The 21,712-nt window shown below is 37.6% G+C and carries 20 protein-coding genes; 19 read left to right on the top strand and 1 reads right to left on the bottom strand.

Annotated elements, in window-relative coordinates; translation table 11 throughout:
* Window positions 1–171: 171 nt before the first annotated feature.
* The 12 genes from coaBC (at window position 172) to spoVM (ending at window position 12,976) form a co-directional block, all read left to right on the top strand.
* Window positions 172–1,383, top strand: a complete 1,212-nt coding sequence (coaBC, locus tag SM124_RS22075) for a bifunctional phosphopantothenoylcysteine decarboxylase/phosphopantothenate--cysteine ligase CoaBC (protein WP_322448677.1) — start codon at window positions 172–174, stop codon at window positions 1,381–1,383.
* Window positions 1,380–3,791, top strand: coding sequence for a primosomal protein N' (gene priA / locus SM124_RS22070; protein ID WP_322448676.1), 2,412 nt, complete (start codon window positions 1,380–1,382; stop codon window positions 3,789–3,791). The genes coaBC and priA overlap by 4 nt, the downstream gene beginning before the upstream one ends.
* A 104-nt stretch (window positions 3,792–3,895) precedes the next feature.
* On the top strand, window positions 3,896–4,381 hold the full coding sequence (def, locus tag SM124_RS22065) for a peptide deformylase (RefSeq protein ID WP_322448675.1): 486 nt from the start codon (window positions 3,896–3,898) through the stop codon (window positions 4,379–4,381).
* On the top strand, window positions 4,378–5,331 hold the full coding sequence (gene fmt / locus SM124_RS22060) for a methionyl-tRNA formyltransferase (RefSeq protein WP_322448674.1): 954 nt from the start codon (window positions 4,378–4,380) through the stop codon (window positions 5,329–5,331). Before def ends, fmt begins: the two co-directional genes overlap by 4 nt.
* The gene (gene rsmB, locus SM124_RS22055; RefSeq protein ID WP_322448673.1) at window positions 5,324–6,670 is read left to right on the top strand and encodes a 16S rRNA (cytosine(967)-C(5))-methyltransferase RsmB; all 1,347 of its coding nucleotides are present in this window, start codon (window positions 5,324–5,326) and stop codon (window positions 6,668–6,670) included. The genes fmt and rsmB overlap by 8 nt, the downstream gene beginning before the upstream one ends.
* 4 nt (window positions 6,671–6,674) lie before the next feature.
* Window positions 6,675–7,760: a dual-specificity RNA methyltransferase RlmN gene (rlmN, locus tag SM124_RS22050; RefSeq protein ID WP_322448672.1), complete on the top strand. Its 1,086-nt coding sequence runs from the start codon at window positions 6,675–6,677 to the stop codon at window positions 7,758–7,760.
* 5 nt (window positions 7,761–7,765) lie between these two features.
* Window positions 7,766–8,518 (top strand): Stp1/IreP family PP2C-type Ser/Thr phosphatase, encoded by a 753-nt coding sequence (locus SM124_RS22045; protein ID WP_322448685.1) that lies wholly within the window; start codon window positions 7,766–7,768, stop codon window positions 8,516–8,518.
* 4 nt (window positions 8,519–8,522) lie between these two features.
* Complete coding sequence (pknB, locus tag SM124_RS22040) at window positions 8,523–10,502, top strand: Stk1 family PASTA domain-containing Ser/Thr kinase (RefSeq protein ID WP_322448671.1); 1,980 nt, start codon at window positions 8,523–8,525, stop codon at window positions 10,500–10,502.
* 40 nt (window positions 10,503–10,542) lie between these two features.
* On the top strand, window positions 10,543–11,427 hold the full coding sequence (gene rsgA, locus SM124_RS22035; protein WP_322448670.1) for a ribosome small subunit-dependent GTPase A: 885 nt from the start codon (window positions 10,543–10,545) through the stop codon (window positions 11,425–11,427).
* Between the two features lie 2 nt (window positions 11,428–11,429).
* Window positions 11,430–12,074, top strand: coding sequence for a ribulose-phosphate 3-epimerase (gene rpe, locus SM124_RS22030; RefSeq protein ID WP_322448669.1), 645 nt, complete (start codon window positions 11,430–11,432; stop codon window positions 12,072–12,074).
* A gap of 72 nt (window positions 12,075–12,146) precedes the next feature.
* Entirely contained in the window at window positions 12,147–12,794 is a 648-nt protein-coding gene (locus tag SM124_RS22025) for a thiamine diphosphokinase (protein WP_322448668.1), read from the top strand.
* 101 nt (window positions 12,795–12,895) lie between these two features.
* Complete coding sequence (gene spoVM, locus SM124_RS22020; RefSeq protein ID WP_071395378.1) at window positions 12,896–12,976, top strand: stage V sporulation protein SpoVM; 81 nt, start codon at window positions 12,896–12,898, stop codon at window positions 12,974–12,976.
* Window positions 12,977–13,182: 206 nt separating this feature from the next.
* Here the strand turns inward: spoVM and rpmB are convergent, their stop codons facing one another.
* Window positions 13,183–13,371 (bottom strand): 50S ribosomal protein L28, encoded by a 189-nt coding sequence (gene rpmB / locus SM124_RS22015; RefSeq protein ID WP_090830093.1) that lies wholly within the window; start codon window positions 13,369–13,371, stop codon window positions 13,183–13,185.
* Window positions 13,372–14,023: 652 nt separating this feature from the next.
* Between rpmB and SM124_RS22010 the strand changes: the two genes are divergently transcribed.
* The 7 genes from SM124_RS22010 (at window position 14,024) to plsX (ending at window position 21,696) form a co-directional block, all read left to right on the top strand.
* Window positions 14,024–14,386, top strand: coding sequence for an Asp23/Gls24 family envelope stress response protein (locus tag SM124_RS22010; protein ID WP_322448667.1), 363 nt, complete (start codon window positions 14,024–14,026; stop codon window positions 14,384–14,386).
* 37 nt (window positions 14,387–14,423) lie between these two features.
* Complete coding sequence (gene fakA, locus SM124_RS22005; protein ID WP_322448666.1) at window positions 14,424–16,106, top strand: DAK2 domain-containing protein; 1,683 nt, start codon at window positions 14,424–14,426, stop codon at window positions 16,104–16,106.
* A gap of 225 nt (window positions 16,107–16,331) precedes the next feature.
* Window positions 16,332–16,994 carry an L-serine ammonia-lyase, iron-sulfur-dependent subunit beta gene (gene sdaAB, locus SM124_RS22000; protein ID WP_322448665.1) on the top strand — a complete coding sequence of 221 codons (663 nt, stop codon included), beginning with the start codon at window positions 16,332–16,334 and terminating at the stop codon, window positions 16,992–16,994.
* A gap of 80 nt (window positions 16,995–17,074) precedes the next feature.
* The gene (gene sdaAA / locus SM124_RS21995; RefSeq protein WP_322448664.1) at window positions 17,075–17,962 is read left to right on the top strand and encodes an L-serine ammonia-lyase, iron-sulfur-dependent, subunit alpha; all 888 of its coding nucleotides are present in this window, start codon (window positions 17,075–17,077) and stop codon (window positions 17,960–17,962) included.
* Window positions 17,955–20,000 carry an ATP-dependent DNA helicase RecG gene (gene recG, locus SM124_RS21990; protein WP_322448663.1) on the top strand — a complete coding sequence of 682 codons (2,046 nt, stop codon included), beginning with the start codon at window positions 17,955–17,957 and terminating at the stop codon, window positions 19,998–20,000. The genes sdaAA and recG overlap by 8 nt, the downstream gene beginning before the upstream one ends.
* 115 nt (window positions 20,001–20,115) lie before the next feature.
* Window positions 20,116–20,688, top strand: a complete 573-nt coding sequence (gene fapR / locus SM124_RS21985) for a transcription factor FapR (RefSeq protein ID WP_322448662.1) — start codon at window positions 20,116–20,118, stop codon at window positions 20,686–20,688.
* Between the two features lie 15 nt (window positions 20,689–20,703).
* Entirely contained in the window at window positions 20,704–21,696 is a 993-nt protein-coding gene (gene plsX / locus SM124_RS21980) for a phosphate acyltransferase PlsX (RefSeq protein WP_322448661.1), read from the top strand.
* Window positions 21,697–21,712: the final 16 nt, after the last annotated feature.

Below are 21,712 nucleotides of genomic sequence, written 5' to 3'. Positions count from 1 at the left end.
CTCTCTATGTTGGCCGTTGATTTACGCTCCAGGCACTTGCAAGTCTGCTTCCTAACCTATTACAGGCGATTATGATAAAATAGGTGCATGGAAACGACAATTCTTGCATAATGAGAGTAACTAATTTCAAACAATTTAAATGTGGTATTTGTACGGGATGGGGGTACATTTATGATAAATGGAAAGAAAGTTTTATTGTGTGTGACAGGCGGGATTGCTGTGTACAAGGCTGCTGCATTAACGAGTAAATTAACTCAAGCGGGGGCAGAGGTAAAGGTGATTTTAAGTGAATCGGCATCTAAGTTTGTTACACCGCTAACTTTTCAGGCTTTGTCTAGAAATGACGTTTATATAGATACATTTGATGAAAAAAATCCTAAGGTCATAGCACATATTGATTTGGCTGATTGGCCAGATTTAGTATTGGTTGCTCCTGCTACAGCGAATGTAATTGGTAAGATTGCTGGTGGAATAGCAGATAATATGATTACTACTACATTACTTGCCACAACGGCTAAAGTGTGGATTGCTCCAGCTATGAATGTTCACATGTTTGATCACCCAGCGGTAAAAAAGAATATTCAGACACTGCATGAATATGGTTATGAGTTTATTGAACCAGGTGAGGGCTACTTAGCCTGTGGATATGTAGGAAAAGGGCGTTTAGAAGAACCTGAAAAAATCGTCTCTCTAATCAATGAACATTTTGCTCCGAAAACCTTACCTCTTAAAGGGAAAAACATCATCGTAACAGCAGGACCAACTAGGGAGAAAATTGACCCTGTACGTTATATTACCAATCATTCTTCTGGAAAGATGGGATACGCTTTAGCAGAACAAGCAGTAAAGCTTGGAGCAAAAGTAACGTTAGTTTCTGGTCCTGTTACACTTGATGCTCCTCGAGGGGTAGAACGAGTGCTTATTGAAAGTGCTGAAGAAATGTATCATGAAGTAATGGCTAGATTTGATGCTGCCGACATGGTTATTAAGACAGCGGCTGTAGCTGATTATCGTCCGAAAGTTACTCATGAAAACAAAGTGAAAAAGAAGCCTGGTGAAGAGACGTTAGAACTTGAAAGAACAAAGGATATCTTACTTTCACTAGGTGAGAAAAAAGTGAATCAAATCCTCATAGGGTTTGCTGCAGAGACTGACCATGTAGAGGAATATGCTCAAAAGAAGTTAGAGAAAAAGAATGCAGATATGATCGTTGCTAATAATGTCAAAACAGCTGGGGCTGGGTTTGGAACGGATACGAATATCGTCACAATTTTTAAAAGAGATGGTTCCGTTATTGAGCTTCCTATTATGTCTAAACAAGATGTTGCAAAGAAAATTTTAGCAGAGGCTTCAACACTCTTAAGGGATGATTTAAAACAATGATTGCAAAGGTCATAGTTGATGTCCCAGCTAAACAAACGGATCGTGCATTTGATTACCTCATTCCTGAAAGACTGATAGAGGTGATTCAACCAGGAATGAGGGTCATCGTGCCCTTTGGACCAAGAACGATTCAAGGTTTTGTCATATCGATAGAAGAAGAGTCATCATTTGATAAATTAAGAGAAATTGTGGAACCAATGGATTTATATCCTGTTTTAAATCCAGAACTATTAAAGCTCGGGGATTGGTTAACAGATAAAACGTTGAGTTATAAAATATCAGCTTATCAAGTGATGCTTCCAGCCGCATTGAAGGCAAAATATATAAAAAAACTAAAAATGTCTAAACAATGTCAGATAAATGATCTCCCTTTAGACATCCAAGATTTATTTATTAATCAACAGGAAGTTAGCTGGGAGCAAGCGGTCAATGAGGGCTTACTTTCGTTGCTTCAAAAGGAGGCAACAAAAGGTAATATTGAAGTAATCTACGAAGTAAAAGAGCGAGTGAAAAAGAAAAAACTTAAGCATGTTTATCCGCTTTTAAACAACGAAGAATTAATGGGAATACGAGATGCATTAACTTCTCAAGCAGCTAAACAAAAGGTAGTGATTGAGTATTTTATTGATAAAAATGAATCTGTGGAGCTTCGCGAACTGCTCTCCATTTTAAATGTTTCCTCTGCTACTGTTAAAGGCTTAGTTCAAAAGGGGGTCCTCGTAGAGAAGGACATGGAGGTTTATAGGGATCCATATTTAGATCGTATTTTTGAAAAGACCCAGGCCCTTCGGTTAACTGATGAACAGTTTGCGGCCATTACCCCTGTTATTAATAGTATTGAAGAAGAAAAGCATAATGTCTTTTTATTATATGGGGTTACTGGTAGTGGGAAGACTGAGGTTTATTTGCAATCGATCCAAAGAATACTTGAAAAAGGGAAAGAAGCAATATTCCTCATCCCTGAAATCTCACTCACTCCCCAAATGGTTAAACGCTTTAAAGGGAGATTTGGAAATGAAGTGGCTGTTTTACACAGTGGACTTTCTATCGGTGAAAAGTATGATGAGTGGAGAAAAATACAGAGAAAAGAAGTTAAAGTAGTTGTGGGTGCTAGGTCGGCTATTTTTGCACCGTTTGAAAATCTAGGCATTATTATTATTGATGAGGAACATGAAACGAGCTATAAGCAAGAAGAGAATCCTAGATATCATGCACGAGATGTAGCAATAGAAAGGGCAAGATTTCATCAATGTCCTGTCATTTTAGGAAGTGCGACACCAGCATTAGAAACGTTTGCTCGAGCACAAAAAGGTGTTTATATAAAGCTTACCTTGTCAAAACGGATGAATAACCAAAGCTTACCTACCGTACAAATTGTGGATATGCGGGAAGAATTGCGTGAAGGAAACCGTTCGATGTTTTCTAGGAAACTCCTAGAGAAATTACAAGATCGGTTAGAGAAAAAACAACAAACTGTCCTATTTCTAAATAAAAGGGGACATTCTTCTTTTGTCATGTGCAGAGATTGCGGTTATGTGGTTAATTGTCCTCAATGTGATATCTCACTGACATATCACCGCTATAACGAACAAATGAAATGTCATTATTGCGGTTATGAAACGCATGTGCCCACACATTGCCCAGAATGTAATAGTGAACATATTCGTTATTTCGGTACGGGTACTCAAAAGGTTGAGGAAGAACTGGGTAAAGTTTTACCTGAAGCAAGAGTCATCCGAATGGACGTTGATACGACCAGTCGAAAAGGGTCCCATGAAAGACTACTAAATGATTTTCAAGAAGGAAAAGCGGATATATTATTAGGGACACAGATGATTGCCAAGGGACTAGATTTTCCTAATATCACATTGGTTGGAGTTTTATCAGCAGACACGATGTTACATCTACCCGATTTCAGATCCTCTGAAAAGACATTTCAACTACTGACTCAAGTGAGTGGACGAGCAGGTAGACATGAATTAGAGGGAGAAGTTATTATTCAAACGTATACTCCCGAACACTACAGTATTGTCCTTGCAGGTACTCAAAATTATGATCATTTTTATGAGCAAGAAATGATGATAAGAAAGCCTCATCAATACCCGCCTTTTTATTATATTTCACTCATTACGGTTAGCCATGAGAATTTAATGAAGGTTGTTTCCGTAACGGAAAAAATTACACATTTCCTACAAGCACGTTTATCGAAAGAATCCATTGTACTAGGACCTGTAGCATCTCCTATCCCTAGGATCAATAATAGATATCGCTACCAATGTTTGATAAAATACAAACGTGAACCAGAATTAGGTAAAACACTAAAAACCGTTTTAGATCAGTATCAGCAAGAAGCAGTCTCAAATGGCTTACAAGTATCTATTGATGTGAATCCATATATATTGATGTAGCAAATCACTAGTATGAGAAGAGCAATTAATATATAGTTATGAAGTCATTTAGGAACAGTAGAATGAGGTTTATAAAACTATAAGTACCACTGGAGGAAAAGTTTTTGGCTGTAAGAAAAATTGTTATGTATCCAGCAGAAATATTAGAAAAACCATGCAGTAAGGTAGAAAATTTTGATAAAAAGCTAGGTAAATTACTTAGTGACATGTATGAAACGATGATTGAATTTGATGGGGTTGGATTAGCAGCCCCACAAATTGGACTCGATATGCAAGTTGCTATTGTTGATATAGAAGACGACTCAGGAACAATTGAACTCATCAATCCTGAAATAGTAGAATCAACAGGAGAACAGACAGGACCTGAAGGATGCTTAAGTTTCCCTGGATTGTATGGGGAGATTACTCGACCTTACTATGTAAAAGTAAAAGCCCAAGACCGAAAAGGGAAACCTTTTATCATAGAAGCAGAGGATTTTCTTGCTAGAGCGATTCAACACGAGATTGATCACTTACAAGGAGTACTTTTTACCTCTAAAGTGAGCAGATATTTAGAGGAAGATGAATTAGGAGGTGTAGAGGGAGAATGACAAAGATTGTGTTTATGGGAACACCCGATTTCTCCGTTCCTGTCCTTAGACAATTACTAACAGATGGCTATGATGTAGTGGGCGTGGTCACCCAACCGGATAGACCCGTTGGAAGAAAGAAAGTTTTAACTCCTCCGCCAGTAAAGGTAGAGGCTGAAAAACATGGGATTCCAGTCTTTCAACCTGAAAAAATTAGAGAACAAGACGAATTAAATAAAATATTTGCTCTAAGCCCTGAACTTATTGTTACAGCTGCTTTTGGTCAAATCCTTCCGAAGCAATTATTAGATTATCCTACATACGGTTGTATTAATGTGCATGCATCACTATTACCGGAATTACGTGGCGGGGCACCTATTCATTATTCGATTATTCAAGGGAAAAAGAAAACGGGAATCACCATCATGTATATGGTTGAAAAACTAGATGCTGGAGATATTCTAACCCAAGTAGAAGTTCCGATAACGGAAACGGATACGGTTGGTTCCTTGCATGATAAATTAAGTGAAGCGGGTTCTAATCTTTTATCTGAAACGATTCCTAAACTCCTTAAAGGTGAACTTAGACCAATTCCTCAACGTGATGAAGAGGCTACTTTTGCTTATAATATTAAAAGGGAACAAGAAAAGATTGATTGGTCAAAGAATGGGGATGAAATTTACAACCATATTCGCGGACTAAATCCATGGCCAGTCGCGTACACCACTTTAAATGATTCTGTTTTAAAAATTTGGTGGGCAGAAAAAGTGCCTACAACAAAGTCCGTTCTCCCTGGTGAAATATTAGCCATAGAAGAGAATGGATTTATCGTAGGGACGGGTAATGATATAGCTGTTAAAATATTAGAACTTCAGCCATCAGGAAAGAAACGGATGACAGCTGAGCAATACTTAAGAGGAGCAGGTACCGAGCTTTCTGTTGGAGAAAGATTAGGAGAACATCATGAGTAAAAAATCCAATGTGAGAGAATGCGCACTTGAATTATTGGAAACAATCGATAAAAACCAGGCATACAGCAATCTCCTATTAAATAATACGATTAAACGAAATGAAATAAACAGTAAGGACATCGGTCTATTAACCGAGTTAATTTACGGAACACTACAAAGAAAAATGACGTTAGATTATTATCTAAAACCATTTTTAAAAAATAGTAAGAAACTGGAAAGTTGGGTTGTCCAATTACTAAGATTAACCCTTTATCAAATGGTTTACTTAGATAAAATTCCTGAACGTGCCGCTATTTTCGAAGCGGTTGAGATTGCGAAAAGACGAGGTCATAAAGGAATTGCCAGTCTAGTTAATGGAGTGTTAAGAAGCATTCAAAGAGAGGGACTTTCTGACTTAACACAAATTAGTGATGAAGCTGAAAGGCTAGCGATTGAAACGAGTCACCCTACTTGGCTTGTGAAAAGATGGGTGGACCAGTTGGGGTTTGAAAAAGCAAAAGAAATGTGCGAATTAAATTTAACAGCACCTTTGCAAACGGGGCGTGTAAATATAACGAAAATTAGTCGAGAAGATTGTCTTGCTCTACTAACTGATGAAGGTTTTCAAGTTGAAGCTAGCCCTATCATCCCAGAAGCTATTAAATGTCTTAAAGGAAATATTGCGAACTCAACTGCCTTTAAAGAAGGTTTGTTAACAATTCAAGATGAAAGTTCAATGCTCGTTAGCTATGCACTAAATCTTGAACAGGATCAAAAAGTGCTTGATGCTTGTGCTGCCCCTGGAGGTAAATCTACTCATATTGCTGAGAAACTACAAAATAGCGGAGAAGTTATTTCTCTAGATCTTCATGAGCATAAGGTGAAGCTAATTAGTGATAATGCATCGAGGTTAGGACTAACTAACATTGAAACGAAGGCAATGGATAGTCGAAAAGTGCAGGAACATTTCGAGCCAGAATCAATGGATCGTATTCTTTTAGATGCCCCGTGCTCAGGACTAGGTGTAATGCGACGTAAGCCAGATATGAAATATACAAAAAAAGAAGAAGACATTACTAGATTACAAACGATTCAACAAAATCTTCTTAAGTCTGTAGCCCCTTTATTAAAAAAAGGTGGTGTATTAGTATATAGTACATGTACGATAGATCAAGAAGAAAACCACCAAGTAGTAGAAACATTCTTAAGAGAGAATGAACAGTTTGAAGGAGATCAATCAATGGTCGAACGTATGCCGGATGCAATAAAACCATTAATCAATACTTTTGAACTTCAAATTTTACCTCAGGACTTTGGCTCGGATGGTTTTTATATTGCATGTTTAAGGAAGAAGGTGTAAAGAGATGGAACAAACAACGATAGAACAGACAAAAGTAACAGAATTAAAGCCATCAATCTACTCATTAGAATTACACGAATTAAAGGAATGGCTAAAAGAAAATAATGAGAAAGCATTCCGTGCAGAACAAATTTTTGACTGGTTATACAAAAAGAGAGTTGCCACTTTTGAGGACATGTCTAATCTGTCAAAAAATTTAAGAGATTCATTAGCTGAACAATTTACTTTGACAACGCTAAATACTTTAATACAGCAAACGTCATCGGATGGTACGATTAAGTTTTTATTTGAACTTCATGATGGTTATTCGATTGAAACGGTATTAATGAGACATGAATATGGCAATTCTGTATGTGTAACCACGCAAGTAGGATGTAGAATAGGTTGTACTTTCTGTGCCTCTACTCTTGGAGGGTTAAAACGTAACTTAGAAGCAGGAGAAATTGTAGCGCAAGTCGTAAAAGTACAACAAGCACTTGATGAAACAGACGAACGTGTGAGTTCTGTCGTTATTATGGGAATTGGTGAACCATTTGATAACTATGACCACATGCTTTCATTCCTTAAGATCATTAATCATGATCAAGGATTAAACATTGGAGCTCGTCATATTACAGTTTCTACAAGTGGAATCGTACCTAAGATTTATCAATTTGCTGATGAAAATATGCAAATCAACTTTGCTATCTCTCTTCATGCGCCAAATACAGAAATAAGAAGTCGTCTGATGCCTATTAATAGAGCATATAAGCTTCCTGAACTCATGAAATCTGTTCAATATTATATTGAAAAAACAGGTAGACGTGTAAGTTTTGAATATGGATTATTTGGTGGAGTTAACGACCAAGTGGAACATGCAGAAGAACTAGCCAAGTTAATTAAAGGCGTTAAATGTCATGTGAATTTAATTCCTGTAAACTATGTTCCAGAGAGAGATTATGTAAGAACTCCGAAAGATCAAATCTTTGCTTTTGAAAAGACATTAAAGAAACATGGAGTTAACGTAACTATTCGTAGAGAGCACGGCCATGATATAGATGCAGCATGTGGACAACTTCGTGCAAAGGAGCGAAAAGAGGAGACGAGGTGACGGAAGTGAAGGCTGTTTTTAAGACCGATCGAGGTCGAATACGCCAGCATAATGAAGATAGTGGTGGAAGCTTTTTAAACCGTGACGGACACCGCCTTGCCATTGTAGCAGATGGTATGGGCGGGCACCGTGCGGGTGATGTGGCAAGTGAAATGACACTTCAGAACTTGCAAAAACTCTGGGAAAAAACAGAGGGGATTCAAACGGCAGATGAAGCTGAAGAATGGTTAAAGAATAATATTACCGAAGTGAACCATCTTCTGTTTGAACATTCAAAAAACAACCCTGAATGTGAAGGGATGGGTACAACGATTGTTGCTGTTATTATAACAGACCGTTTTTCTACGGTTGCAAATATAGGAGATAGTCGTTGTTATATATTAAATGACTCAGGTTTCCAGCAGCTAACAGAAGATCACTCACTGGTTAACGAGCTGGTTCGTTCTGGACAAATTTCCAGAGAAGACGCAGAACACCATCCTAGAAAAAATGTCTTATTACGGGCATTAGGAACGGAAGAAAGCGTCAATATGGATACGAAGACCATTATGTTTGAAGAGGGAGATATCCTTCTTTTATGCTCTGACGGCCTTTCTAATAAAGTTTCAACAGATGAAATGGTAACTATTTTAAATAATAGGGAAATTGTACTTGAAGAGAGAGCAACATCATTAATCAACCTCGCAAATGAACATGGTGGCGAGGATAACATCACCCTAGTTGTAATTGAGTTTGATAATAGCAATGGAAGTGGGTGATTAGATGTTAATCGGGAACAGATTAAGCGGCCGCTATAAGATTCTTGAGATGATTGGCGGGGGCGGAATGGCGAATGTTTACTTAGCCCATGATATGATTCTAGACAGAGATGTGGCTGTCAAGGTACTTCGTCTAGACTTTGCTAATGATGAGGAATTTATTAGGCGCTTTCATAGAGAAGCCCAATCTGCAACTAGTCTCGCACATCCGAATATCGTGAATATATTTGATGTGGGTGAAGAAGACTCCATTTACTACATTGTAATGGAATATGTTGCTGGGCAAACATTAAAACAATACATACAACAGCATCCATCTATTCAAGTAGAAGAAGTTATTGATATTATGCAACAACTAACCTCAGCTATTTCTCATGCTCATCAAAATCATATTATTCATAGAGACATTAAACCTCATAATATTTTGATTGATGGGAATGGAAATGTAAAGATTACTGATTTCGGAATTGCCATGGCATTGAGTGCAACTAGTATTACACAAACCAATTCCGTTTTGGGTTCTGTACATTATCTATCACCGGAACAAGCTCGAGGTGGAATGGCCAACAGAAAATCAGATATTTATTCGCTTGGAATTGTTATGTTTGAGTTACTAACGGGTAGACTCCCTTTCTCGGGTGAATCAGCCGTTTCTATTGCTTTAAAACATCTGCAATCGGAAACACCATCTCTTAGACGTTGGAACCCTTCTATCCCTCAGAGTGTTGAAAATATTGTCCTAAAGGCAACGGCAAAAGACCCTTTTCATCGATATAATAGTGTAGATGAAATGGAAGAAGACTTAAGAACGGCTTTAGACTATTCTCGATTAAATGAGGAAAAATTTGTAATACCAGAGGATATAGAGGCTACTAAAGCCATCCCTATCATTACAGATAATAGACCGTATCAAAATCTTGATGAAACGATCGTTCATGGTAAAGAGCAAGAAGTTACGAATACTCCTAAGGATAAGCCAAAAAATCAAGATACCGGGAAAAAGAAACGAAAGAAATGGCCATTTATCCTAGTATCTGTTTTTGTTGCCATGATTATTCTAGCCGTATTGACGTTAACCGTTTTACCAGACCTATTAGCACCAGATGATATAGAAGTTCCTGACTTTACAGGTTCTGAACTAGAAGATGCCATTGATGAACTAGAAGAACTCGGTTTTACTATTGGAGAAACCATTGAGGCAAATGACGAAGAAATTGATGCAGGGTTAGTTATTAAAACTAATCCAAAGGCAGGTAAGCTTGTAAAAGAAGGAACACCAGTAGATATTTATGTAAGTATTGGGAAAGAATTATTTGAGATGCTAGATTACACTGGACGTCCGTACGATGAAATTGTCCGATTATTAGAGGACTATAACTTTAAAGAAATTAGTAAAAAGGAAGTCCATGATGACAATGTTCCTGTTGGTAGCATCATTGAACAGTCAGTAGAAAAGGGTATGGAAGTAGACCCAGAAGAGACCATTTTAGAATTCACCGTTAGCAAAGGTCCAGAAATGATAGAATTAAAAGATTTAACAGCAGAGTACAATAGAAGAGCGGTTGAGGAGTATGGCCAATCGGTGGGCTTGACCATCGTCTTTGAAAAAGAAGAAGTCTTCCACGAGACCATTGAAAAAGGTTTAGTGGTTTCCCAAAATCCACCTCCAAAAACTCTATTGAAAAAGGGAGATAAAGTCACCGTTGTACTGTCTAAAGGTAAAGAAGAAATTCCACCTAAAACGGTAACAGAAGAAATTGTTATTCCTTATGACCCAGTTGAAGAAGGAGAACCTCAAACGGTTATCATCTACATCGAGGATATGAATCATAGTATGACGGAGCCATATGAAACCTTTGAAATTACGGAACAAGTTATTAGGAAGATTGATTTTACAATTGCACATGGTGAAAAGGCTGGTTATAAAGTGTTTAGAGATAACAGCGTCATAATCGAAAAACCTGTTTCTTACCCAGGAGACTAAACAAATCGTCTTTTTACATGGCTAAGTAAGGAGAGTTGCTATGCCGCAGGGCAAAATAATAAAGGCGTTGAGCGGTTTCTATTATGTTTTAACAGAAGAAGATCAAGTAATTCAATGTCGAGGTAGAGGTGTTTTTCGTAAAAATAAGGTGACACCTCTCGTTGGTGATGAAGTCGTTTTCCAAGCGGATAATGAATTAGAGGGGTATATTTTAGAAGTTTTTGAACGGAAAAACGAGTTAGTTCGTCCACCGATTGCAAATGTGGATCAGGCGATATTAGTTTTTTCAGCAGTAGAGCCTGGTTTTAGCACCGCTTTATTAGATCGTTTTTTAGTCTTGGTTGAATTTAATCGAATTCGTCCGATTATTTGTGTAACTAAAATGGACTTGACTACGAGTGATGAAAAGGAAGAAATTCACAACTATGCTAAGCAATATCGTCAGGCAGGCTATGAAGTTCTTTTAACATCTTCTGAGACGGAGACTGGCGTAGATCAATTGATTCCGATGTTAGAAGGGGAGATATCGGTATTTGCTGGTCAATCAGGCGTTGGTAAGTCTTCATTGTTGAATGTTCTAAGACCAGACTTAGAATTAAAAACGGATGATATCTCATCCCATTTAGGAAGAGGAAAGCATACGACCCGTCATGTTGAGTTGATCAAAGTAGGAAATGGTCTAGTAGCGGATACACCTGGTTTTAGCTCACTGGAATTTACAGATATTGAAGCAGAAGATTTAAACTATTGTTTTCCTGATATCGAACAAATTAGTGAGAATTGTAAGTTTAGAGGTTGCCTACATTTGAAGGAACCTAAATGTGCTGTAAAAGAAGCTGTTGAGACGGGGGAATTACCACAATACCGTTATGAGCATTTTCAACAGTTTCTACAGGAAATTAAAGATAGAAAGCCGAGGTATTAGATATGGTGAAGATCGCACCATCCATATTATCCGCCGATTTTTCGAAATTAGGGGCTGAAATTCAAGATGTAGAACAAGGTGGGGCTGATTATATCCATGTTGATGTAATGGATGGACATTTTGTTCCTAATATTACAATAGGGCCTCTAATTGTGGAAGCAATCAGACCAGTGACAAAGCTTCCTTTAGATGTACACTTAATGATAGAAAACCCGGATCAATATATTGAAGCATTTGCGAATGCAGGAGCAGACTATATTACTGTCCATGTGGAGGCTTGCAAGCATCTACACCGTACCATTCACCATATTAAGTCATTTGGAATTAAAGCAGGGGTTGTTTTAAATCCGGCCACACCTGTTGAGTCTATTCAACATATCATTGAGGATGTTGATATGGTCTTACTGATGTCAGTTAACCCTGGATTTGGTGGTCAAAAATTTATTCCATCTGTTCTACAAAAAATCAGACAGGTTAAAGAAATGGCAGAACGAAAAGGTGTAGAACTAGAAATTGAAATTGATGGTGGAGTAAATGAAGAAACAGCTAAGCTTTGTATTGAAGCAGGAGCAACGGTTTTAGTAGCTGGCTCTGCTGTCTATAATCAAGAGGACCGTGGAAAAGCAATTACTGCATTAAGAGGGTAAAGTATATTAATTTTTTGGCCAGCCCTAATAGCTGGCTTTTTTCATTATCTTTAAAGGAGATTCTAACCAAATATGATCATTAATATATTAGCTGGTGGCCCAATTGATCTTCTGCCATCCTTAGAGAAGTATGACAAGGAAAATATCGTTTGGGTAGGCGTTGATAGAGGAGTTTTTACGCTAATTCAAAAAGGGATTATCCCTCAGTATGCTTTTGGAGATTTTGATTCTGTTTCCTCTGAGGAATTAGCTGTCATTAGGGAGCAAGTAGGAGATTTGCAGAAATTTTCTCCTGAAAAAGATGAGACAGATATGGAGCTTGCTATCAATTGGGCATTACAGCAAGAACCAACGCTTATTCAATTGTTTGGTGCAACAGGCGGCCGACTTGATCATTTATTTGCCAATGTGCAGCTATTATTAAAACCGATTCTACAAAATATCAATACGGAAATGGAAATTATAGATAATAAAAATACTATTTATATTAGAAGTGCTGGTGAACATTCTATTCAAAAAATGAATGATAGAAAATATATTTCTTTTGTTCCTGTAAGTGGCGCTATATCTAGACTCACGCTAGTTGGATTTAAATATCCTTTAAAAGATTGTCATATTCCTCTCGGTTCAACACTATGTATTAGTAATGAACTTATTAATGATTATGGTACTTTTTCTTTTACAGAAGGCATATTAATGGTGATAAGAAGTCGCGATTAAAAAGTTTTTCTTAAAAAGTACTTATCTTAATTCCTTGAATATGATGTAAAGAGAATGTAGAAAGATGTATGCGTGAGATGGTGAGGAGGGACAATACACTTATGAAATTTTATACGATTAAACTGCCAAAATTTTTAGGCGGCCTTGTCCGCGCGATGTTAGGAACCTTTAAAAAGGGTTAATGAGTACCTATTTGTGTCTGCTGTAAAGACAACCTTACAAAAGTTTGATGGCACCCTTATAAATAGGGTGCTATTCTCTTTCTCTTGTTAAAATGCGAAACAGTCCTATAGATTAATATGATATAAATATGGTCAAACTAAGAATGAGTTTGTTCAGTAGCACAATCAAAAAGAAAAGAGCACCCAAATGGATGCTCCGCTCTTTATTAAACGCGTTCTACTTTACCAGATTTAAGTGCTCTTGCAGATACCCAAACACGTTTAGGCTTTCCGTCTACAAGAATACGTACTTTTTGAAGGTTAGCACCCCATGTACGCTTGTTAGCGTTCATAGCATGAGAACGTGCATTACCGGTTGTAGTTTTTTTACCAGTGATCACACATTTACGTGGCATATTCATTTCCCTCCTTACTATCAAAGGTGAAGCTATTTTCCATGCTTTTAATTGCAATTGTATGAAATTGCTCAATCTTGACCTAATGAGAAAAACCAACATATGATGTTTTTCGTTCATTAAAAGATACTTTAATAATTTATCATACAACTTATAGGAATGCAATAGCCTAGTGAGAAGCTTTCAAGAAAATTTCCTTGACATGAATTAAATTATCTTTGTTAATAGTTTTAGTTGGCTTTTTAATATAGAATTGTTCTCTATACTTTGCCCGTTGATTTCCGCTCCAGGCACTTGCTTTCCGCAGGGAGTGACGGGAGCCTCCTCGGCGTGCCGCCTGTGGGGTCTACCGTTCCCTCTAACCCTGCAGGAGTCAAGTGCCTTCCGCTCCAATCAACTCAGAGTTATTATAATAAGGACAGTTAAAAACAATAAACATATAAGAAAAATGCGTTCTTTTAAGGATAATAAGTTTTAACATAAAAAGCATTACAATCCTATAGGTTTCCTCATAAAACGAGTATAAAAACAAAGAATGTATGCGATAATAGCCTTGATTTATAATAAGAACAGGGATTATGACTTTTAAAAATGAGTTGCATATAGTAAAATGACTGTAGCCAAGGAGCAAATTCCAAAGGGGGAACGACTTATGTCCATCGAACTAAAAACAAAATTCGGACAGATTGATATCTCAAATGAAGTAATCGCAACCATCGCTGGTGGGGCAGCTGTAGACTGCTACGGGATCGTAGGTATGGCTTCAAAACATCAAATTAAAGATGGCCTTACGGAAATACTAAGAAGAGAGAATTTCACACGTGGTGTCGTCGTTCGCCAAGAAAATGATGAAGTGCATATTGATATGTACATTATCGTTAGTTACGGAACGAAAATTTCCGAAGTTGCTCACAACGTCCAGTCAAAAGTTAAATACACTTTAGATAAAACGGTAGGACTTGCTGTTGACTCGGTTAATATTTACGTTCAAGGAGTTCGTGTAACGAACGTGTAAGTTCGCTTCACGTCCATTTAGTGAGGAGGAAAGATTTGTGTCAATTAAATCAATAGATGGTAAACGTTTTGCTGAAATGGTTTTACAAGGAGCGAACCATTTATCCGCTAATGCTAAATATGTGGATTCACTTAACGTTTTTCCAGTTCCAGATGGTGATACCGGAACAAATATGAACTTATCCATGACTTCAGGTGCGAAGGAAGTTAGAAATAATATCGGTGAGCACATTGGAAAAGTGGGTATTGCTCTTTCAAAAGGTCTTCTTATGGGTGCTAGAGGGAACTCTGGAGTAATCCTTTCTCAATTATTCCGTGGCTTCTCTAAAAGCATTGAGCAAAAGTCACAGTTAAACGGAAAAGAGTTCGCTGCTGCATTAGAAGCTGGTGTTGAAACAGCGTATAAAGCAGTAATGAAACCAGTAGAAGGTACGATTTTAACCGTTGCAAAAGATTCGGCTAAGCGCGCGGTGACTGCTGCCAAAAAACATGATGACATTATTGCGATCATGGAAGAAGTTCTTGCAGAGTCTAAAGCTTCTTTAAACAGAACTCCAGATTTACTTCCTGTATTAAAAGAAGTAGGAGTAGTTGACAGTGGCGGTCAAGGTTTAGTGTACGTATACGAAGGCTTTTTAGCTGTATTAAAAGGTGAGGAACTACCTGAAGCAACAACAAGTGCTACTTCAATGACTGACCTTGTAAGTGCTGAACATCACAGAAGTGTTCAGAGCCATATGAGTACAGAGGATATTGAATTTGGTTACTGTACAGAATTTATGGTTAAACTTGAATCGGAAAAATTACATCATCATCCATTCTCTGAACAAGATTTCCGACAAGACTTAAGTCAACATGGTGATTCTTTATTAGTCATTGCTGATGAAGAATTAGTTAAAGTACATATTCATGCTGAGCATCCAGGCGAAGTTTTAACATATGCACAACGCTATGGAAGCTTAGTTAACATGAAAATAGAAAATATGAGAGAACAGCATACCAATCTAATTTCTGAACTACATGATGCTCCTAAGCAAGTTGCTCCTGTTCAGAAGAAAGAGCCAAGCGAATATGGGATTGTTACTGTTTCAATGGGAAGTGGTATTGCAGACTTATTCCGTAGTATTGGGGCGCATGCAGTAATCGAGGGTGGCCAAACAATGAATCCGAGTACAGAGGATATTGTAAAAGCCATTAAAGAAGTGAATGCAAAGAAAATTATCATCCTTCCTAATAATAAGAACATTATTATGGCTGCAGAACAAGCAGCTGAGGTAGCAGAAGAAGAAGTAATCGTAATTCCTTCTAAAACGGTTCCTCAAGGAATGGCTGCTTTATTAACATTTAATCCAAGTGGAGATCTTGCTTCAAACAATGCAGTAATGACTGAAGCCCTTGGTCATGTTAAAACAGGTCAAATTACATTTGCTGTTAGAGATACAAGCATTGATGGCTTAGAAATCGAAAAAGATGACTTCATGGGTATTGCAGACGGCAAAATTGTCGTAAAGGATAAAAATAAAGTACAATCTGCAATTGAACTATTAAAGGTTCTATTAGACGAGGATGCTGAAATCTTAACCATTCTTAAAGGTGAAGATTCCTCTGATGAAGAAGTGAATGAATTAGTTCAATTTGTTGAAGCTGAATTTGAAGATGTAGAAATAGAAGTTCATGATGGTAAGCAACCATTATATGCTTTTATTTTCTCTGTTGAATAAGCACGATACCAGACAGCATGGCTATTTAAGTCATGCTGTTTTTCATTTAAAAGGCTGCTTTAGGTTATGAGGGGAAAATATACATATAAAAAATTAAGATTCTTTTAAAGAGATTTTTTAGAGTATAATGTATAATGCTGATAGAAGAGTAAATGAAATCTATTTACTTGCATAAATAAGAACAAAAAGGGTTGCTTTTTCTTACTTGCTAAGGGGGACATGCTTGTGAAGTACAAAAGTGTTTTTGATATCATTGGTCCTGTAATGATTGGTCCATCCAGTTCACATACGGCTGGAGCAGCAAGAATTGGACGTGTTGCTAGAAGTTTATTTGGACGTGAGCCTAAATGGGCAAATATCTCTTTTTACGGGTCTTTTGCTAAAACATATAAGGGTCATGGTACGGATGTAGCGGTAGTTGGTGGGCTTTTAGATTTTGATACATTTGATGAAAGAATTATTAATTCAATAGATATAGCAACTAAAAAAGGGATAAAAATTAATTTTATTGAGGAAGAAGCTTTAACAGACCACCCGAATACAGCAAAAATAATTATTGGTGATGACCAAGGTGAGTTAGAGTTAGTCGGAATTTCTATTGGTGGTGGAAAGATAGAGATAACCGAATTAAATGGTTTTGAATTAAAACTGTCTGGACATCATCCGGCTATTTTAGTTGTTCATAATGACCGTTTTGGTGCTATTGCTTCCGTTTCAAACGTGTTAGCAAAATATCAAATCAATATTGGCCATATGGAAGTATCCCGAAAAGAAAAAGGGATGCTAGCATTAATGACAATTGAAGTAGATCAAAACATTGATGACCAAATTCTTAAAGAAATCGAAAACCTTGAAAATATCGTCAAAGTAACAAAAATTGTAGATTAATTTTTTACATGTAAAGACATGATAGCGTTTTCATAAATTAAAGGAAATAATAAATCAAACAGCAAGGGGGCTGGTACATCATGTTCCGTAATGTAGCTGAACTAGTTGAACAAGCGGTAAGTCAAAAGAAAAAGATATCAGATATTATGATAGAACAAGAGATGGAGTTTACTGGACGTACTCGTGAACAAATCCTTTCTCAGATGGATAATAATTTAACAGTCATGGAGCAGGCGGTCGAACGAGGTTTAAAAGGGGTTAAGTCCCATTCTGGTTTAACAGGTGGAGATGCAGTCCTTTTACAGAAATATATAGAGTCAGGTAAGTCTTTATGTGGTGACACGATTCTTGATGCCGTAAGTAAGGCAGTTGCTACGAATGAAGTGAACGCCGCAATGGGGACCATTTGTGCCACTCCTACAGCAGGATCAGCCGGAGTTGTTCCAGGAACACTTTTTGCAGTCAAACAAAAATTAAATCCTACTAGAGAAGAAATGGTAGCATTCTTATTTACAGCTGGAGCTTTTGGTTTCGTTGTTGCGAATAACGCCTCAATTTCTGGTGCTGCCGGAGGGTGTCAGGCGGAAGTAGGCTCTGCTTCTGGAATGGCTGCTGCAGCTATCGTTGAAATGGCTGGAGGATCACCTGAACAATGTGCCGAAGCAATGGCGATTACGTTAAAGAATATGTTAGGATTAGTCTGTGACCCCGTTGCTGGGTTGGTAGAAGTACCATGTGTAAAAAGAAATGCAATGGGTGCAGCGAACGCTATGGTAGCAGCCGACATGGCTTTAGCTGGGATTACTAGTCGTATTCCATGTGATGAAGTAATCGATGCAATGTATAAAATCGGTCTGACGATGCCTACAGCATTAAAAGAAACTGCCGAGGGAGGTTTGGCGGCAACTCCTACAGGTCGTGAGCTTGAAGCTAAGATCTTTGGGATACCGCTAGTAAAAGGTGAATAATCTTAAAGAATCCGTTACAGCTGTTAAAGGTATTGGTAAAGAAACAGCAGAAGCATTATCAGAAATGAATATTGTAACGATAGAAGATCTTTTAGAACATTTCCCTTACCGTTATGAAGACTATCGATTAAGAGATTTAGCAGATGTTAAGCATGATGAGAGAGTGACTGTAGAAGGGAAGGTTCATAGTGAGCCTTCTCTTGTCTATTACGGAAAAAAACGCTCACGTCTTACTATTAGACTATTAGTCAATCGATATTTAATTCAGGTTGTTTTCTTTAACCAGCCTTATTTAAAACAAAAAATGGTTATTAATGAAACCATTACGGTAACGGGCAAATGGGATCAGCATAGACAGGTGATTACCGCTTCTGAGGCCAAAGTCGGTACATATTCGGCTGTCAAGGAGTTTGAGCCTGTTTATGCGGTTAAGGGAGATATTACCGTTAAAGGAATTAGGCGATTTATTCAATTAGGTTTCTCTCAATATGGTCAGGAAATAGAAGAAACCTTACCGGAGCATTTGCTTAGACAATATAGACTTTTGAACAGAAAAGATGCTCTTCGTGCGATGCATTTCCCTTTAAACGAAGAGGACGTGAAGCAGGCAAGAAGAAGGTTTGTTTATGAGGAGTTTTTATATTTCCAATTAAAGATGCAAGCCTTACGGAAGTTTGAACGAGAGCAGTCAGCAGGAATTAGCCAAGCTTTTTCATTAGATAAAGTGACTACATTCATTGAGGGGCTGCCTTTTCCGTTAACAAATGCACAAAAAAGAGTAGTAGATGAAATCTTATCAGACTTGAGATCTCCTTATCGAATGAACCGGCTTTTACAGGGTGATGTTGGATCAGGTAAAACCGTTGTAGCAGCCATAAGTTTATTTTCTAGTGTCACAGCTGGATATCAAGGGGCTCTAATGGTTCCGACTGAAATATTAGCTGAACAACATGCTGAGTCACTCAAATCCTTACTAGAACCCCAAAACATAAAATGTGAACTTTTAACGAGTTCTGTAAAGGGTAAGCGTAGAAAGGAAGTACTTCAGCTCCTAGTAGATGGGGAAATTGATGTACTGATTGGAACGCATGCTCTAATACAGGAGGAAGTTCAGTTTAAAAAGTTAGGACTTGTTATCACTGATGAACAACATAGGTTTGGTGTTGGACAAAGGAGAATTCTTCGTGAAAAAGGAGAGAATCCTGATGTGTTGTTCATGACGGCAACTCCTATTCCTAGAACATTGGCGATTACCGTCTTTGGCGAGATGGATGTGTCTATTATTGATGAAATGCCAGCGGGGAGAAAAGCAATTGAAACCTACTGGGCCAAACATGATATGCTAGACCGAGTACTAGGGTTTGTTGAGAAAGAGCTATTAAAAGGTAGACAAGCTTACGTAATATGTCCACTAATTGAAGAATCAGAAAAACTTGATGTACAAAATGCTATTGATGTACATGCCACACTTACACAGTATTTTCAAAGTCGTTATCAAATTGGATTAATGCATGGAAGACTGACTTCTGATGAAAAAGACCAAGTGATGAAGGCATTTAGTCTAAATGAAGTACAATTATTAGTGTCCACTACAGTGGTCGAGGTCGGTGTAAATGTTCCTAATGCTACCATCATGGTCATATATGATGCGGAAAGATTTGGACTAGCGCAACTCCATCAGCTAAGAGGTCGTGTCGGCCGTGGAAGTGAGCAGTCTTATTGTATTCTTTTAGCAGACCCGAAAACGGAAGTTGGAAAAGAACGAATGAAAATTATGACGGAAACAAATGATGGTTTCGTTGTAAGTGAAAAAGATTTAGAGTTAAGAGGACCTGGTGACTTTTTTGGAAAAAAACAGAGTGGTTTACCAGAGTTTAAAGTGGCAGACATGGTTCATGATTACCGTGCGCTTGAAACAGCAAGAAATGATGCTACGTTGATGATACAATCAACAGAATTTTGGAATTTACCAGAATATAAATCATTAAGATTGTATTTAAATGAGACTGGAGTTTTTAACGGAGAGAAATTAGATTAATTCCTTTTAAATATTAGGCAGATTGTAAGAAATAGCAACTTCTTTCTTGCAATCTGCTTTTTTTGATTATATACTACTATTAGTACCTAGTCTTAATATCTCGGACGGTGTAATAATGAGAATGAACAAAAAAGAACGTCAAAAATTATTAACAGAAACCATACAAGATAATCCCTTTATTACGGATGAGGACCTTGCTGAAAAGTTTGGTGTAAGTGTTCAGACGATACGGTTAGATCGTCTAGAGTTGTCGATTCCGGAATTAAGGGAAAGAATAAAGAACGTAGCCGAAAAAAGGTTCGAAGATGAAGTTCGTTCCCTTCCTATAGAAGAGGTTATTGGGGAGATTATTGATATTGAACTCGATCATACAGCGATTTCTATTCTAGATGTAAAAAAAGAACATGTTTTTGTCAGAAACCAAATCGCTCGTGGACATCATTTATTTGCACAGGCTAATTCTCTGGCTGTAGCAGTAATCAATGATGAGTTAGCATTAACCGCAAAGGCCAACATCCAATTCACCCGTTCTGTAAAAGAAGGTGAGAGGGTTATTGCAAAAGCGAAGGTAGCAAAGATTGATCAAAACAGCGGGCGTACAACTGTTGAAGTGCATAGCTTTGTAAATAGTGAAGTTGTTTTTAAAGGTGATTTTGAAATGTACCGCTCAGGAAAAATAATAGATTAAGGAATGAAAAAATACATGAAGTTAGCCATTGATGCAATGGGAGGCGACAATGCTCCTAAGGAGATTGTGCTAGGAGCAATGAAAGCTATTCAAGCCTTTCCAGACTTACATATTATCCTCGTAGGAAATGAAACAGACATATTGGCTCATCTTACAAATGAGGATCGAATCACGATTGTTCATACAGATGAAGTAATATTAGCAACCGATGAACCAGTGAGAGCAGTTAGACGAAAGAAAGACTCATCCATGGTTTTGGCTGCTAAATTAGTGGCTGATGGTGAGGCAGATGGATGTATCTCTGCTGGTAACACGGGTGCTCTAATGGCCGCTGGACTCTTTGTAGTTGGAAGGATAGAAGGGATTGAGCGACCAGCACTTTCTCCTACTTTACCAACAATCGGCGGAGAGGGCTTTTTACTACTAGATGTTGGAGCGAATGTAGATGCTAAGGCTGAACACTTACTTCAAAACGCGATCATGGGGTCCATCTATTGCGAAAAAGTTAGAGGGATTTCTAATCCAAGAGTTGGATTGCTAAATATAGGAACAGAAGAGAAGAAGGGTAATGAACTTGCTAAACAAGCTTTTGAACTGATAAAAGAAGCCAATCTTAATTTTGTCGGAAATGTAGAAGCAAGAGATTTGTTAGACGGTGTTGCAGACGTGGTTGTAACGGATGGCTTTACCGGTAACATGGTTCTAAAAACAATAGAGGGTACGGCATTATCTGTTTTCAAAATGCTGAAAACAACACTTTACAGCAGTTTAAAAACAAAAATAGCAGCAGCTGTCCTAAAACCTGATCTAATGGAGCTAAAAACAAAAATGGATTACTCAGAGTATGGTGGAGCTGGCCTATTTGGTTTAAAAGCACCTGTTATTAAAGCCCATGGTTCATCTGATGCAAATGCTTTATACAACGCAGTAAGACAAGCTCGTGAAATGGTTGAAAAAGAAGTATCTGAAACCATCAGAAGCGCAGTAGAAAAAACAACAGTGTCGTAAGTTATTTTTAAAAAGT

Source organism: Robertmurraya mangrovi (genome assembly GCF_034427655.1).
GTDB classification, from domain to species: Bacteria; Bacillota; Bacilli; order Bacillales; family Cytobacillaceae; genus Robertmurraya_A; species Robertmurraya_A mangrovi.
Note: the sequence above shows the minus strand (reverse complement) of the source record. Positions and strands in the feature narration are given on the sequence as shown.